The sequence below is a fragment of the Pseudomonas sp. NFACC41-3 genome, assembly GCF_900109505.1.
GTDB lineage: Bacteria > Pseudomonadota > Gammaproteobacteria > Pseudomonadales > Pseudomonadaceae > Aquipseudomonas > Aquipseudomonas chlororaphis.
This window is the reverse complement of sequence record NZ_FOAE01000002.1, coordinates 250,187-264,014: the sequence shown is the minus strand read 5'-3', so window position 1 is coordinate 264,014 and position 13,828 is coordinate 250,187. Positions and strand designations below refer to the sequence as shown.

The following is a 13,828-nucleotide window of genomic DNA, read 5'->3' as shown; positions in this document are numbered from 1 at the left end:
CTCTCAGGTACGATTCGCAGCGCTTTGCGGCATATCGGCGTCGGCGCTCAACTCGCGCACGGCGATATAACGTTCGCTACGACGGGTGCGATCCAGCACCTGCCCGACCAGTTGTCCACAGGCCGCATCGATGTCTTCGCCGCGCGTGGTGCGCACGGTGACGTTGAAGCCTGCGTGATGCAGTTGATCCTGGAACCGGCGAATGGCGTTGTTGCTCGGCCGCTCGTAACCGGAATGCGGGAACGGGTTGAACGGGATCAGGTTGATCTTGCAAGGAATGTCCTTGAGCAACGCGATCATCTCGACAGCGTGTTCAACCTTATCATTGACGTCCTTGAGCAGCGTGTACTCAATCGTCAGCACACGTTTCTCGCCCAGCGACGACATGTAGCGCTGGCAGGACTCGAGCAGCATCTTCAGCGGGTACTTCTTGTTGATCGGTACCAGCTGGTTGCGCAGCGCATCGTTCGGTGCGTGCAGGGACAACGCCAGGGAAACGTCGATGTGCTTGGCCAGCTCATCGATCATCGGTACCACGCCGGAGGTCGACAGGGTCACGCGGCGCTTGGAAATGCCGTAGCCCAGGTCGTCCATCATCAGGTGCATGGCCGAGATGACGTTGTCGAAGTTCAGCAGCGGCTCACCCATGCCCATCATCACCACGTTGGTGATGGCACGGTCGACGGTCGCCGGGACGCTGCCAAAGGATTTGTTGGCAATCCACACCTGGCCGATGACTTCGGCGGCGGTGAGGTTGCTATTGAAGCCTTGCTTGCCGGTGGAGCAGAAACTGCAGTCCAGGGCACAGCCTGCCTGGGACGAAACGCACAAGGTGCCGCGCTTGCCCTGGGGAATGTAAACGGTCTCGACGCAGCTGCCGGACGCCACGCGCACCACCCACTTGCGGGTGCCGTCGCTGGAGATGTCCTCGCTGACCACTTCCGGACCACGAATTTCGGCAACGGCCTTGAGCTTTTCGCGCAAGGCCTTGCCGACGTTCGTCATGGCGTCGAAATCATCGACGCCAAAGTGGTGAATCCATTTCATTACCTGACCGGCACGGAAACGCTTCTCCCCGATTGAGTCGAAGAATTTTTCCATTTCCGGTTGAGTCAGACCCAACAGGTTAGTTTTGCCAGTCGATGTAGTCATGGTTTCACCTTCACTCACGGGCCTTTGGCTTAGCGAGTGGTCACTTCGGTGGAAGCGAAGAAGTAAGCGATTTCGCGTGCGGCAGCGGCTTCGGAGTCCGAACCGTGAACGGCGTTGGCGTCGATGGATTCAGCGAAGTCAGCGCGGATGGTGCCGGCAGCAGCTTCTTTAGGGTTGGTAGCGCCCATCAGCTCACGGTTCAGAGCGATAGCGTTTTCGCCTTCCAGAACCTGAACGACAACCGGACCGGAAGTCATGAAAGCAACCAGCTCGCCGAAGAAGCCACGAGCGCTGTGCTCAGCGTAGAAGCCTTCAGCTTCGGCTTTCGACAGTTGCTTCATTTTCGAAGCTACAACGCGCAGGCCAGCTTTTTCGAAACGGGTAACGATCTCGCCGATGACGTTTTTTGCAACAGCGTCAGGCTTGATGATGGAGAAAGTACGTTGAACAGCCATGGTGTAACTCCAGAAACGGTGATTAAAGCGAAAAATTAAACCCGCGAATTATACGCGGGTTTATAGGGATTGCCTAACTGCGTACGGGACAGACTCAGTCTGCTTCTTCGATCCAGGCGGCCTGAATGGCTTCAAGAACCTTCTCGCCACCGCGAGCCGGATCGTCGCTGAATTCCGGCAGTGCCAGAACCCATTGGTGCAGATCGACAAAGTTTACGTACCGCGGATCCACATCCGGCTTGGATTCAGCCAGCTGAATCGCGATTTCCAGCACATCAACCCATTTCAGACTCATGATGATTCCTTGAATCAGTGCGGCGCTTCGGCTGCATGGTTGAGCGAGTATTTCGGAATTTCGACGGTCAGGTCTTCCTCGCCGACGATCGCCTGGCAGGATAGACGCGATTGCGCCTCCAGGCCCCAGGCTTTGTCCAGCAAGTCTTCTTCCAGCTCGTCGGCTTCGTTCAGCGAGTCGAAACCCTCGCGAATGATGCAATGGCAGGTGGTGCAGGCGCAGACGCCGCCGCAGGCGCTCTCGATCTCGATGTGGTTGTCATGCGCCACTTCGAGAATCGAGGTACCCGGGGCAGCCTCTACAACCAGGCCATCCGGGCAAAACACGGCGTGTGGCAGAAAAATGATCTGCGGCATCAGTTATTCCTCGATTTCATTCAGATTGCGCCCCGCCAGAGCGGCTTTCACCGTCGAGTCCAGGCGGCGGGCAGCAAAAGCATCGGTCACTTGCGACAGACGCTTGGTCTGCTGCTCGATGGCGTAACCATCGGTGCCACGCATCAATTCACTCAATTCCTGCATTTGCAGCTCGATGACCATGCGCTCTTCGGCATCCAGCAGACGCTCGCCGTCCGCTTCCAGAGCGCCCTGCACCGCCTCGATCAGGCGCTGGGCATCGACCTGCTGCTCACGCAGCACGCGGGCGACCTTGTCGTCGCTGGCGTACTGGAAGGAATCCTTGAGCATCCTGGCGATTTCGCCATCGGTCAGACCGTAGGAGGGCTTGACCTGGATGCTGGCTTCGACGCCCGAGCCCAGCTCACGAGCGGACACGCTCAGCAGACCGTCGGCATCGACCTGGAAGGTCACGCGGATCTTCGCCGCCCCGGCGACCATGGCCGGAATGCCGCGCAGTTCGAAACGCGCCAGGGAACGGCAGTCGCTGATCAGCTCGCGCTCGCCCTGCAACACATGAATCATCATGGCCGACTGGCCATCTTTGTAAGTAGTGAAGTCCTGGGCCCGAGCAACGGGGATGGTGGTGTTACGCGGAATCACCTTCTCCATCAACCCACCCATGGTTTCCAGCCCCAGGGACAGCGGAATCACATCCAGCAGCAGCAGTTCGCCACCATCGCGCTTGTTGCCGGCCAGGGTATCGGCCTGGATCGCGGCACCAATGGCCACCACCTGGTCCGGGTCGATCTCGGTCAGCGGCTGGCGACCGAACATTTCGGCGACCGCCTCGCGAACCCGTGGAACGCGGGTCGAACCACCGACCATGACCACTGCCTGGACATCTTCCAGCTCGACATTGGAATCACGCACGGCGCGACGGCAGGCCTTGAGGCTGCGCGCCACCATCGGTTCGATCAGGGCATCGAAGGCTTCGCGGGTCAGCGGTGCCGACCAGGCGCCATAGGTCACATCGACCGACGGGGCATTGGTGAGCGCTTCCTTGGCGGCACAGGCGATTTGCAGCAGATTGCGCTGCTTGCCCGGATCGAGATCGGCGGACAGGCCAGCGCTCTCGATGATCCAGCCGGCGATCGCATGATCGAAATCGTCACCGCCCAGGGCGCTGTCGCCACCGGTGGCCAGCACTTCGAAGACGCCGCCGGTCAGGCGCAGAATGGAAATATCGAAAGTCCCGCCACCCAGGTCATAAATGGCCACCACGCCTTCGGCGTGTTGATCCAGACCATAGGCCACGGCCGCCGCAGTCGGCTCGTTGAGCAGACGCAACACATTGAGACCGGCCAGCTTGGCCGCATCCTTGGTCGCTTGACGCTGCGCATCGTCGAAATAGGCCGGAACGGTAATCACCGCCCCCACCAATTCACCACCCAGGGTCGACTCGGCACGCTGGCGCAAGACCTTGAGGATATCGGCGGAGACTTCCACCGGGCTTTTCGGGCCCTGGATGGTGTCGATGAACGGCATGTGCGACTCGCCGTCGACGAAGCGGTATGGCAGCTGCTCGCCCAACTGCTTGACGTCGGACAGACCACGCCCCATAAAGCGCTTGACCGACAACACAGTGTTCAGGGGATCGGCAGACGCCGCCAGCCTGGCGGACTCGCCCACCTCGACACGGTCGGCGTGATAGCGCACGGCAGACGGCAGGATGACCTGCCCGTTGGCATCGGCCAGCGGCTCGGAAAGACCACTGCGCAAGGCAGCGACCAGCGAATTGGTAGTACCCAAGTCGATCCCCACAGCCAGGCGACGCTGGTGCGGTTGAGGACTTTGGCCGGGTTCGGCGATCTGCAGTAGGGCCATGTTTATCTGGACTTATCTGTATATCAGGCGTGCGACCGGAGCGGCACTGGGTTAATCGTCGAGGCGCTCTTCTAACTGGCGCACTTCGTAGGTGAGCTTGTCGAGGAACTGCATGCGCCGCATCAGGCGCTCGGCCTGTTCGCGTTGCGCAGCATCATCCCAACAGGCTGCGAAGCTTTCGTTCAATTCATCCTGGGCCACTTTCAGGCGGCGCTTGAAGGCTGCAATACCGACCAGATCGGCCTCGTCCTGCAGATCCTCGAGCTCTTCGCGCCACTGCATCTGCTGCAGAAGGAACTCCGGATCGTGCACCGTGACCTCCAGCGGCAGCTCATGGCCGCCCATCGCGAGCAGGTATCGCGCGCGCTTGGGAGGACTCTTGAGAGTCTGGTAGGCCTCGTTGAGGCTGGCGGATTGTTCCAGCGCCAGCCGCTGCTCACGCTCGGAAGCGTCAGCGAAGCGGTCCGGATGAACGGCACGCGCCAACTCACGGTAGCGCGTGGCCAGCTGCTCGAGATCCAGGCGGAAGCTCGGTTGCAGCTCAAATAAAGCGAAATGACAAGGAGTACCCACGAGCCGCCTCAGATGTTGAAGCTTTCGCCGCAGCCACATTCACCGCGCACGTTGGGGTTGTTGAACTTGAAGCCCTCGTTCAACCCTTCCTTGACGAAGTCCAGTTCGGTGCCGTCCAGGTAGGTCAGGCTTTTCGGATCGATGATCACTTTCTCGCCATGACTCTCGAACACCTGATCGTCTTCACCGATCTCGTCGACGAACTCCAGGACATAGGCAAGGCCGGAACAGCCCGTGGTGCGAACACCCAGACGAATCCCATCACCTTTGCCGCGCCCGTTGAGGGAGCGCCGCACGTGTTGAGCAGCCGCTTCTGTCATGCTGATAGCCATCGTGACTCCTTACTTGTCGCTCAATCTGTGAAAGCTGATCCGCGAAAATCAGATCAGACCTTTCTTCTGCTTGTAGTCGCGAACGGCGGCCTTGATGGCGTCTTCGGCGAGTACCGAGCAGTGGATTTTCACTGGCGGCAGGGCCAGCTCTTCAGCCAGCTGAGTGTTCTTGATGGTCTCTGCTTCATCCAGAGTCTTGCCTTTCATCCACTCGGTAGCCAGGGAGCTGGAGGCGATCGCCGAACCGCAACCGTAGGTCTTGAACTTGGCGTCTTCGATGATGCCCTGCTCGTTGACCTTGATCTGCAGGCGCATCACGTCGCCGCACGCCGGAGCGCCGACCATGCCGGTGCCGACATCAGGATCTTCCGCGTTCATCTTGCCGACGTTGCGCGGGTTCTCGTAGTGGTCGATGACCTTTTCGCTGTAAGCCATGATTCTTAATCCTCACTCATCAGGGCCGCTCTTGAGCCCCTGTAGTTACGCCTGCGTCAGTCGCCGCGTCGCTACAGGAGCTGTACCTGGCGGCTTCTATATTTAGTGTGCCGCCCACTCGATCTTCGAGATATCGACGCCGTCTTTGTACATGTCCCACAGCGGCGACAGAGCGCGCAGCTTGGTCACGGCCTCGCAGACTTTCTGCGCGGCATAATCGATTTCTTCTTCGGTGGTGAAGCGGCCGAAGGTGAAGCGGATCGAGCTGTGTGCCAGTTCGTCGTTGCGGCCCAGGGCGCGCAGCACGTACGAAGGCTCCAGCGAAGCCGAGGTGCAGGCCGAACCGGAGGAAACCGCCAGATCCTTGAGCGCCATGATCAGCGACTCGCCTTCGACGTAGTTGAAGCTCAGGTTCAGGTTGTGCGGTACGCGGGAGGTCATGCTGCCGTTGATGTACAGCTCCTCCAGGTGCTCGACCTGCTTGTAGAAGCGGTCGCTCAACGCCTTGATGCGCAGGTTTTCGGCAGCCATGTCTTCCTTGGCTACACGGAAGGCTTCGCCCATGCCAACGATCTGGTGGGTGGCCAGGGTGCCGGAACGCATGCCGCGCTCGTGACCGCCGCCGTGCATGGTCGCTTCGAGGCGAACCCGCGGCTTGCGGCTGACGTACAGCGCGCCGATACCTTTAGGACCGTAAGTCTTGTGGGCGGAGAAGGACATCAGGTCGACTTTCAGCGCCTGCAGGTCGATGTCGACCTTGCCGGTGGACTGAGCCGCATCGACGTGGAACAGAATGCCTTTGGAACGAGTCAGCTCGCCGATGGCGGCGATGTCGTTGATGGTGCCGATTTCGTTGTTCACGTGCATGATCGAAACCAGGATGGTGTCGTCGCGCAGGGCGGCTTCGACCATGGCCGGAGTGATCAGGCCGTCTTCGCCTGGTTCGATGTAGGTGACTTCGAAGCCTTCACGCTCGAGTTGGCGCATGGTGTCCAGGACAGCCTTGTGCTCGATCTTCGAGGTGATCAGGTGCTTGCCCTTGGTGTGGTAGAAATGCGCGACACCCTTGATTGCCAGGTTGTCGGACTCGGTGGCACCGGAGGTCCAGACAATTTCACGCGGGTCGGCATTGACCAGGTCAGCCACTTGGCGACGGGCATTTTCCACCGACTCTTCGGCTTTCCAGCCGAACACGTGGGAGCGGGACGCCGGGTTACCGAAGTTTCCGTCGACCAGCAGGCATTCACTCATCTTTTGCGCGACACGCGGATCAACCGGGGTGGTCGCTGAGTAATCAAGGTAAATCGGCAATTTCATGGACTCTCTCCTAAATCAGGCTGGCTGGCGTGCCGCTAGCTCTTTGGCTGTCATTCGACGGCGGACGCTTCAATCTTGTCCAGGTGCTGCGCCTTGCCATTACAGCGGCGCTGATCCTGACGCTGGGCTACTTCTTGCACCTCACGGCGAGTCACAAGGTCAGCCAAGCTGATACCGCTCAGAAATTCGTGAATCTGCAGGCTCAGATCGCACCACAGATGGTGGGTCAGACAGGTGTCGCCGGAATGGCAATCGCCCTGGCCCTGGCATTTGGTTGCATCGACCGACTCGTTCACCGCATCGATCACCTGGGCCACCTGAATGCCTTGCATGTCACGCGACAGCTGGTAGCCACCGCCTGGACCACGCACGCTGGACACCAGATTGCTGCGGCGCAGCTTGGCGAAGAGCTGTTCGAGATAGGACAGGGAGATGCCTTGGCGCTCAGAGATATCGGCCAGGGACACCGGCCCATGTTGCGCGTGCAACGCCAGGTCAAGCATGGCTGTTACCGCGTATCGGCCTTTTGTAGTCAGTCGCATGGACAAGTACCACGGAGTGTTTCGGGATGGGAGCGAGTATGCAATTCCCGAGTAATTAAGTCAACTATAAGACCTACTACTTTAGTCAGGTTTACCCGCAAAAGAGCGCGCGAATCATAGCAAAGTCTGCAGGGTAATGGCACGCCCTGGATTTGCTCGGTGACTAATGGGTCGCTAACGCCCTTTTGGGCACTGCACGAGCAGGCTCATTTCGACAAAGCGAGCCCGCTCGCGATCAACGCCAAAGCACCCGAAAGGCTCAGCCGACCTGGCTGTCGCCCTTGTCCTTGACGCCCGCGAAGTCCTCATCGCGCAGCGCCGGCAGATCCTTGGCACAGTAGTTACTGCCCAGATCCTTCAAGGCCCCGCACATACCCTCCAGACGTCCATCGACGGCCTGCAGGTGATCGAGCAACTGGCCAATGGCCCGCGCCACCGGGTCCGGCATGTCTTCACTGACCCCATAGGCGTCGAAACCGAGCTTCTCGGCCATGGCCTTGCGCTTGGCTTCCTGCTCGTCATCGGACTTGACGATGATGCGCCCGGGAATACCCACCACCGTGGCGCCCGCCGGCACCGCCTTGGTCACCACCGCATTGGAGCCGACCTTGGCGCCCGCGCCCACAGTGAACGGACCCAGCACCTTGGCGCCCGCCCCCACCACCACGCCATCTTCCAGGGTCGGATGACGCTTGCCCTTGTTCCAACTGGTGCCGCCCAGGGTCACGCCCTGATAGAGGGTGACGTCGTCACCGATCTCGGCGGTCTCGCCAATGACGATGCCCATGCCGTGGTCGATAAAGAAACGGCGACCGACCTTGGCCCCCGGGTGAATCTCGATCCCGGTCAACCAGCGCCCGAAGTTCGACACCAGGCGCGCCAGCCACTTCCAGCCCATGCCCCACAACGCGCCGGACAGGCGATGAATCCAGATGGCATGCATGCCCGGGTAGCAGGTCAGGACCTCGAATGCATTACGCGCCGCCGGGTCACGATGGAAAACACTCTGGATATCTTCACGCAAACGCTCAAACATCATCATTCTTCCGCTTAAGGAGCTCGCCACGGGCCGCTTTCTGGGTCTCCGTGAGGATGCCACGCAAAATATTCATTTCCGCCCGGCTCACCGAGCTGCGTCCGTACAACCGGCGCAGGCGCGCCATCAAGTGCCGTGGTTTTTCCGGATCGAGGAAGTCGATGGCCACCAGCGTCTGCTCCAGATGCTCGTAGAACCGCTCCAGTTCATCCATGGTCGCCAGCTCATCACTGCGCGGCGACGCCACTTCATCCTTCTCGACCTTGCTCGGCTGGCCTTCGGCCGCCAGCCAGGACATACGCACTTCATAAGCCAGTACCTGCACCGCCGTCGCCAGGTTCAGCGAGCTGAACTCCGGGTCCGAAGGGATATGCACGTGAAAATGACATCGCTGCAGCTCGTCATTGGTCAGGCCGGAATCCTCACGACCGAAGACCAAGGCAATTTCGGCGCCCTGCCCCGCTTCTTCCACCACCTTGACCCCGGACTCACGGGGGTCGAGCAACGGCCAGGGAATACGCCGGTCACGGGCGCTGGTACCAAACACCAGGGTGCAGCCGGCCAGGGCATCTTCCAGGGTGGCGACGACCTGAGCGTTTTCCAGAATGTCGGTAGCGCCGGAGGCGCGCGCATCGGCCTCATGGGAAGGGAAAATTCGCGGCTCGACCAGCACCAGCCGCGACAGCCCCATGTTCTTCATGGCACGCGCAGCACCACCGATGTTCCCGGGATGACTGGTATTGACCAGGACGACACGAATGTTCTGCAGCAAGGGAGGCGCTCTCGGACACGGGAAAGGGGAGCAAATCTTACAGAACAGCCAGCGCTCCCGCCTCAAAAATAACTGCTTCTGGATCGCACCTTATAGAAGCCGACCAGCTCCAGACGAACCACCACTCGTCAAAATGTGCGCGTATTTATGGGCTTGAGCGCCAGGTCAAGGCAAGCGGAGCGAATGTCGACCTTCATCTGCAAAAGTTTTCTGCTAGAATGCTCGGCTTTCTTTAACAACCTTAGGTGACCTATCCATGCAGCCAATGCTGAATATCGCGCTGCGCGCCGCCCGCAGCGCCAGTGAACTGATTTTCCGCTCCATCGAGCGCCTGGATACCATCAAGGTCGACGAAAAAGACGCCAAAGACTACGTATCCGAAGTTGATCGCGCTGCCGAGCAGAAGATCATCGACGCATTGCGCAAGGCCTACCCGACTCACGGCATTCTCGGTGAAGAAACCGGTCTGCACGCTGGCAGCGGTGAAGGCGAAGACTACCTGTGGATCATCGACCCACTGGACGGCACCACCAACTTCCTGCGCGGCATTCCTCATTTCGCTGTCAGCATCGCCTGCAAATACCGCGGCCGCCTGGAACACGCCGTGGTTCTGGACCCGGTGCGCCAGGAAGAATTCACCGCCAGCCGTGGTCGCGGCGCCCAACTGAACGGTCGTCGCCTGCGCGTCAGCGGCCGCACCAGCCTGGACGGCGCCCTGCTGGGTACCGGCTTCCCGTTCCGTGACGATCAGATGGACAACCTCGACAACTACCTGGGCATGTTCCGCGCCCTCGTCGGCCAGACCGCCGGCATCCGCCGCGCCGGCGCTGCCAGCCTGGACCTGGCCTACGTGGCTGCCGGTCGTTTCGACGCCTTCTGGGAGTCAGGCCTGTCCGAGTGGGACATGGCTGCGGGCGCCCTGCTGATCCAAGAGGCCGGCGGCCTGGTGAGCGACTTCACCGGCGGTCACGACTTCCTGGAAAAAGGCCACGTGGTTGCCGGCAACACCAAATGCTTCAAGGCGGTCCTCACCGCCATCCAGCCGCACCTGCCGGCTTCGCTGAAGCGCTAAGCGCCAGCGACAAAAAAGCACCCCTCGGGGTGCTTTTTTATGCCTGGGGTTTATCGGAAAACAACTCTCCCTGTAGAAGCCTCAAAAACCTGCAGGCAATAAAAAAGCACCCCGCAGGGTGCTTTTTCATGATTGAGACTGAAACGCTTATTGCGCTGGTACGTTCTGGCCCAGGATCAACTGACCTTCCTTGTTGACCGGAATCTGGCTGCCTGGATCACGATCCATACGCACCTGACCCTGCTTGCCGTTCAGCTCGTACTTCACGTCATAACCCACGACCTTTTCGCTGATGTCGTTGACCGTGTTGCAGCGAGTCTGAGTGGTGGTGTAGGTGTCACGCTCCTGCATGCCCTCCTGCACTTTGTTACCGGCGTAACCACCGCCTACCGCACCGGCGACCGTGGCGATCTTCTTGCCTGTGCCGCCGCCGATCTGGTTACCCAGAAGGCCGCCGGCCAGCGCACCGACCACCGTACCGGCGATCTGATGTTGATCCTTCACCGGAGCCTGACGGGTCACGGTGACGTCCTTGCACACTTCACGCGGTGTTTTGATCTGTTGTTTGACCGGCTGAACTGCCAGCACCTGCGCATACTCAGGGCCACTATTGACCAGCTTGTAGGTGGCAACAGCCCCCCCAGCAGTCACAGCGACGGCACCTAATACCGCACCAACCAGCATCGACTTGTTCACGTGAACCTCCTGACCATCACAAGCGGGACAAGCCCGCGCTTCTCCCAGCCTTGGAGCATAAAAAAAGGCGCGAGTTCAATACTCGCGCCTTTTCGACTGCTTGCCGGGAAGCGGAAACCGTTATGGACGGTCGTCGACTTCCTTCTCGGTATTGGCCGGAGGAATCAGGTCCTCGCTGCTCAGGTTCAGCCAGATCAGCACCACGTTGGCGATGTAGATCGACGAGTAGGTACCCGCCAGGACACCGACGAACAAGGCGATGGAGAAGCCCCACAGGTTGTCGCCACCGAAGAACAGCAGTGCCGCGATCGCCAGCAGGGTGGAGATCGAGGTCGCCATGGTGCGCAACAGGGTCTGAGTGGTCGAGATGTTGATGTTCTCGATCAGGCTAGCCTTGCGCAGCACACGGAAGTTCTCACGCACCCGGTCGAACACCACGATGGTGTCGTTGAGCGAGTAGCCGATGATCGCCAGTACCGCCGCCAGCACCGTCAGGTCGAAGGTGATCTGGAAAAACGACAGGATACCCACGGTCACCACCACGTCGTGGATCAGGGAGACGATGGCGCCGACCGCGAACTTCCACTGAAAGCGGAAGGCCAGGTAGATCAGGATGCCGCCCAGCGCCATCAGCATGCCGAGGCCGCCCTGGTCGCGCAGCTCTTCACCCACTTGCGGGCCGACGAACTCGACGCGCTTGACCTGCGCCGGGTTGTCGCCGCCGGTCTTCTGCAGCGCCTCCGCCACCTGGTGGCCCAGTTGCGGGTCTTCACCCGGCATCCGCACCAACAGGTCGGTGGTCGCACCGAAGCTCTGCACGATCGCTTCGTGATAGCCGGATTCGCTCAGTTGAGCACGAACCTTCATCACATCCGCCGGACGCTCGTAGGTCAGCTCGATGAGCGTACCGCCGGTAAAGTCCAGACCATAGTTCAACCCCTTGTGGAACCAGCTGAACAGCGCCAGAACGGTCAGGAGCAAAGTGACGCCGAACGCAACGTTCCGCACGCCCATGAAGTTGATAGTACGTAACATGGCAGCCCCTTAAATCCACAACTTCTTGAAGTCACGACCGCCGAAGATCAGGTTGACCATCGCGCGGGTCAGCCAGATGGCCGTGAACATCGAGGTAAAGATCCCGAGGGACATGGTCACCGCAAAGCCCTTGACCGGGCCGGTGCCCATGGCAAAGAGAATCCCGCCGACCAGCAACGTGGTCAGGTTGGAGTCGAGAATCGCGGTGAATGCCCGGCCGAAGCCTTCGTTGATTGCCCGCTGCACGGTCATGCCGGCGGCGATCTCTTCACGTATCCGCGAGAAGATCAGTACGTTGGCGTCCACCGCCATACCCATGGTCAGCACGATACCGGCGATACCCGGCAGGGTCAGCGTAGCCCCCAGCAAGGACATCAGGGCCAGCAGCAGCACCATGTTCAGCGCCAGCGCCACGGTGGCGATGATGCCGAAGAAACGGTAGATGGCGATGATGAACAGCGACACGAACAGCATGCCCCACAGCGATGCATCGATACCCTTGGTGATGTTGTCGGCACCCAGGCTCGGGCCGATGGTGCGCTCTTCGGCGAAGTACATCGGTGCGGCCAGACCACCGGCACGCAGCAGCAGCGCCAGCTCGGAGGACTCGCCCTGGCCGTTCAGGCCAGTGATGCGGAACTGGCTACCCAGCGGCGACTGAATGGTCGCCAGGCTGATGATCTTCTTCTCTTCCTTGAAGCTCTGCACCGCGACGTCTTTCTCGACACCGTCGACCACTTGCTTGGTGTAAGTGGTGGTCGGCTTTTGCTCGATGAAGATCACCGCCATGCTGCGACCGACGTTGCTGCGGGTCGAACGACTCATCAGCTCGCCGCCGTGGCCATCGAGCTTGATGTTCACCTGTGGACGACCATGCTCGTCGAAGCCCGCCTGGGCGTCGGTCACCTGGTCACCAGTGATGATCAGGCCACGCTCGATCAGCGCAGGAGGACGATTGCCTTCACGGAACTCGAAAGACTCGGAAGTGGCTTTCGAAGCGCCCGGCTCGGCGGCCAGACGGAACTCAAGGTTGGCCGTCTTGCCCAGGATACGCTTGGCTTCAGCGGTGTCCTGCACGCCCGGCAGCTCAACCACGATACGGTTGGCACCTTGGCGCTGAACCAGAGGCTCGGCAACACCCAGCTCGTTGACGCGGTTACGCACCGTGGTCAAGTTCTGCTTGATGGAGTATTCACGGATTTCCGCCAGCTTGGCCGGGGTCATCGCCAGACGCAGCACCGCCTGACCATTGAGGTCGGCCGGAACAATGTCGAAATCGTTGAAGTTCTTGCGGATCAGCGCACGGGCCTGTTCACGGGTCGCTTCGTCGCTGAAGCCCAGCTGAATGGCACCGTTGAGCTGCGGCAGGCTGCGATAGCGCAGACGCTCTTTACGCAGCAGGCTCTTCACATCGCCTTCGTAGACTTTCAGGCGTGCGTCGAGGGCTTTTTCCATGTCCACTTCCAGCAGGAAGTGCACACCACCGGACAAGTCCAGGCCCAGCTTCATCGGATGCGCGCCGAGGTTGCGCAGCCATTGCGGGGTGGTTTGTGCCAGGTTCAATGCAACGACGTAGTCGTCACCCAGGGCCTTGCGCACAACGTCCTTGGCTGGAAGCTGGTCTTCCTGCTTGGTCAGACGCAACAGGCCGCCCTTGCCCTTGGCCGCGATGGTCGCTGCCTTGACGTTGATCCCGGCGTCGGTGAGCGCTTTGCTCGCACGATCCAGATCCGCCTGAGTGACCTGCAACGCGGTGCTCGCGCCGCTGACCTGAATGGCCGGATCATCAGGGTATAGATTGGGAGCGGAATAAATAAAACCGATCGCCAGCACCGCCAGGATCAGTACGTATTTCCACAGAGGGTATTTGTTCAGCATCACGCCGCCCGTTTAT

Annotated in this window: 16 protein-coding genes; 1 reads left to right on the top strand and 15 read right to left on the bottom strand. The window is 60.2% G+C overall.

All coding sequences use genetic code 11. The annotated features are described in order from the left end of the window. Positions 1–3: 3 nt before the first annotated feature. The 12 genes from rlmN to trmJ form a co-directional block, all read right to left on the bottom strand. Positions 4–1,152 carry a dual-specificity RNA methyltransferase RlmN gene (gene rlmN / locus BMY68_RS10580; RefSeq protein WP_007929531.1) on the bottom strand — a complete coding sequence of 383 codons (1,149 nt, stop codon included), beginning with the start codon at positions 1,150–1,152 and terminating at the stop codon, positions 4–6. A gap of 29 nt (positions 1,153–1,181) precedes the next feature. Next, positions 1,182–1,607: a nucleoside-diphosphate kinase gene (ndk, locus tag BMY68_RS10575; RefSeq protein WP_007929529.1), complete on the bottom strand. Its 426-nt coding sequence runs from the start codon at positions 1,605–1,607 to the stop codon at positions 1,182–1,184. A 94-nt stretch (positions 1,608–1,701) separates the two neighbouring features. Beyond that, complete coding sequence (gene iscX / locus BMY68_RS10570; RefSeq protein WP_007929528.1) at positions 1,702–1,902, bottom strand: Fe-S cluster assembly protein IscX; 201 nt, start codon at positions 1,900–1,902, stop codon at positions 1,702–1,704. Between the two features lie 14 nt (positions 1,903–1,916). Further along, positions 1,917–2,258 (bottom strand): ISC system 2Fe-2S type ferredoxin, encoded by a 342-nt coding sequence (gene fdx / locus BMY68_RS10565; RefSeq protein WP_007929527.1) that lies wholly within the window; start codon positions 2,256–2,258, stop codon positions 1,917–1,919. 3 nt (positions 2,259–2,261) lie between these two features. Then, positions 2,262–4,124, bottom strand: coding sequence for a Fe-S protein assembly chaperone HscA (gene hscA, locus BMY68_RS10560; RefSeq protein ID WP_085532259.1), 1,863 nt, complete (start codon positions 4,122–4,124; stop codon positions 2,262–2,264). Positions 4,125–4,175: 51 nt separating this feature from the next. After that, the gene (gene hscB, locus BMY68_RS10555; RefSeq protein WP_085532261.1) at positions 4,176–4,697 is read right to left on the bottom strand and encodes a co-chaperone HscB; all 522 of its coding nucleotides are present in this window, start codon (positions 4,695–4,697) and stop codon (positions 4,176–4,178) included. Between the two features lie 8 nt (positions 4,698–4,705). Then, a complete protein-coding gene (gene iscA, locus BMY68_RS10550; RefSeq protein ID WP_007929524.1) occupies positions 4,706–5,029 on the bottom strand; it encodes an iron-sulfur cluster assembly protein IscA in 324 nt (107 codons plus the stop codon). 48 nt (positions 5,030–5,077) lie between these two features. Next, a complete protein-coding gene (gene iscU, locus BMY68_RS10545) occupies positions 5,078–5,464 on the bottom strand; it encodes a Fe-S cluster assembly scaffold IscU (RefSeq protein ID WP_007929523.1) in 387 nt (128 codons plus the stop codon). 102 nt (positions 5,465–5,566) lie between these two features. Beyond that, positions 5,567–6,781: an IscS subfamily cysteine desulfurase gene (locus BMY68_RS10540; RefSeq protein WP_009045441.1), complete on the bottom strand. Its 1,215-nt coding sequence runs from the start codon at positions 6,779–6,781 to the stop codon at positions 5,567–5,569. A 50-nt stretch (positions 6,782–6,831) separates the two neighbouring features. After that, positions 6,832–7,323, bottom strand: coding sequence for a Fe-S cluster assembly transcriptional regulator IscR (gene iscR / locus BMY68_RS10535; RefSeq protein ID WP_009045442.1), 492 nt, complete (start codon positions 7,321–7,323; stop codon positions 6,832–6,834). A gap of 259 nt (positions 7,324–7,582) precedes the next feature. After that, positions 7,583–8,359 (bottom strand): serine O-acetyltransferase, encoded by a 777-nt coding sequence (gene cysE, locus BMY68_RS10530; RefSeq protein ID WP_007929518.1) that lies wholly within the window; start codon positions 8,357–8,359, stop codon positions 7,583–7,585. After that, entirely contained in the window at positions 8,352–9,131 is a 780-nt protein-coding gene (trmJ, locus tag BMY68_RS10525) for a tRNA (cytosine(32)/uridine(32)-2'-O)-methyltransferase TrmJ (RefSeq protein WP_009045443.1), read from the bottom strand. The genes cysE and trmJ overlap by 8 nt, the downstream gene beginning before the upstream one ends. 256 nt (positions 9,132–9,387) lie before the next feature. Here trmJ and suhB point away from each other — a divergent pair, with 256 nt between their 5' ends. Beyond that, positions 9,388–10,203 (top strand): type III secretion system regulator SuhB, encoded by an 816-nt coding sequence (suhB, locus tag BMY68_RS10520; RefSeq protein ID WP_007929514.1) that lies wholly within the window; start codon positions 9,388–9,390, stop codon positions 10,201–10,203. A 147-nt stretch (positions 10,204–10,350) separates the two neighbouring features. Here suhB and BMY68_RS10515 read toward each other — a convergent pair whose 3' ends face one another. From BMY68_RS10515 to secD, 3 genes are all read right to left on the bottom strand, one after another. Continuing rightward, positions 10,351–10,899 carry a glycine zipper 2TM domain-containing protein gene (locus BMY68_RS10515; protein ID WP_023967173.1) on the bottom strand — a complete coding sequence of 183 codons (549 nt, stop codon included), beginning with the start codon at positions 10,897–10,899 and terminating at the stop codon, positions 10,351–10,353. Positions 10,900–11,019: 120 nt separating this feature from the next. Further along, positions 11,020–11,934 (bottom strand): protein translocase subunit SecF, encoded by a 915-nt coding sequence (gene secF, locus BMY68_RS10510; RefSeq protein WP_007929512.1) that lies wholly within the window; start codon positions 11,932–11,934, stop codon positions 11,020–11,022. A 9-nt stretch (positions 11,935–11,943) separates the two neighbouring features. Then, on the bottom strand, positions 11,944–13,812 hold the full coding sequence (gene secD, locus BMY68_RS10505) for a protein translocase subunit SecD (RefSeq protein WP_016703493.1): 1,869 nt from the start codon (positions 13,810–13,812) through the stop codon (positions 11,944–11,946). Positions 13,813–13,828 lie beyond the last annotated feature (16 nt).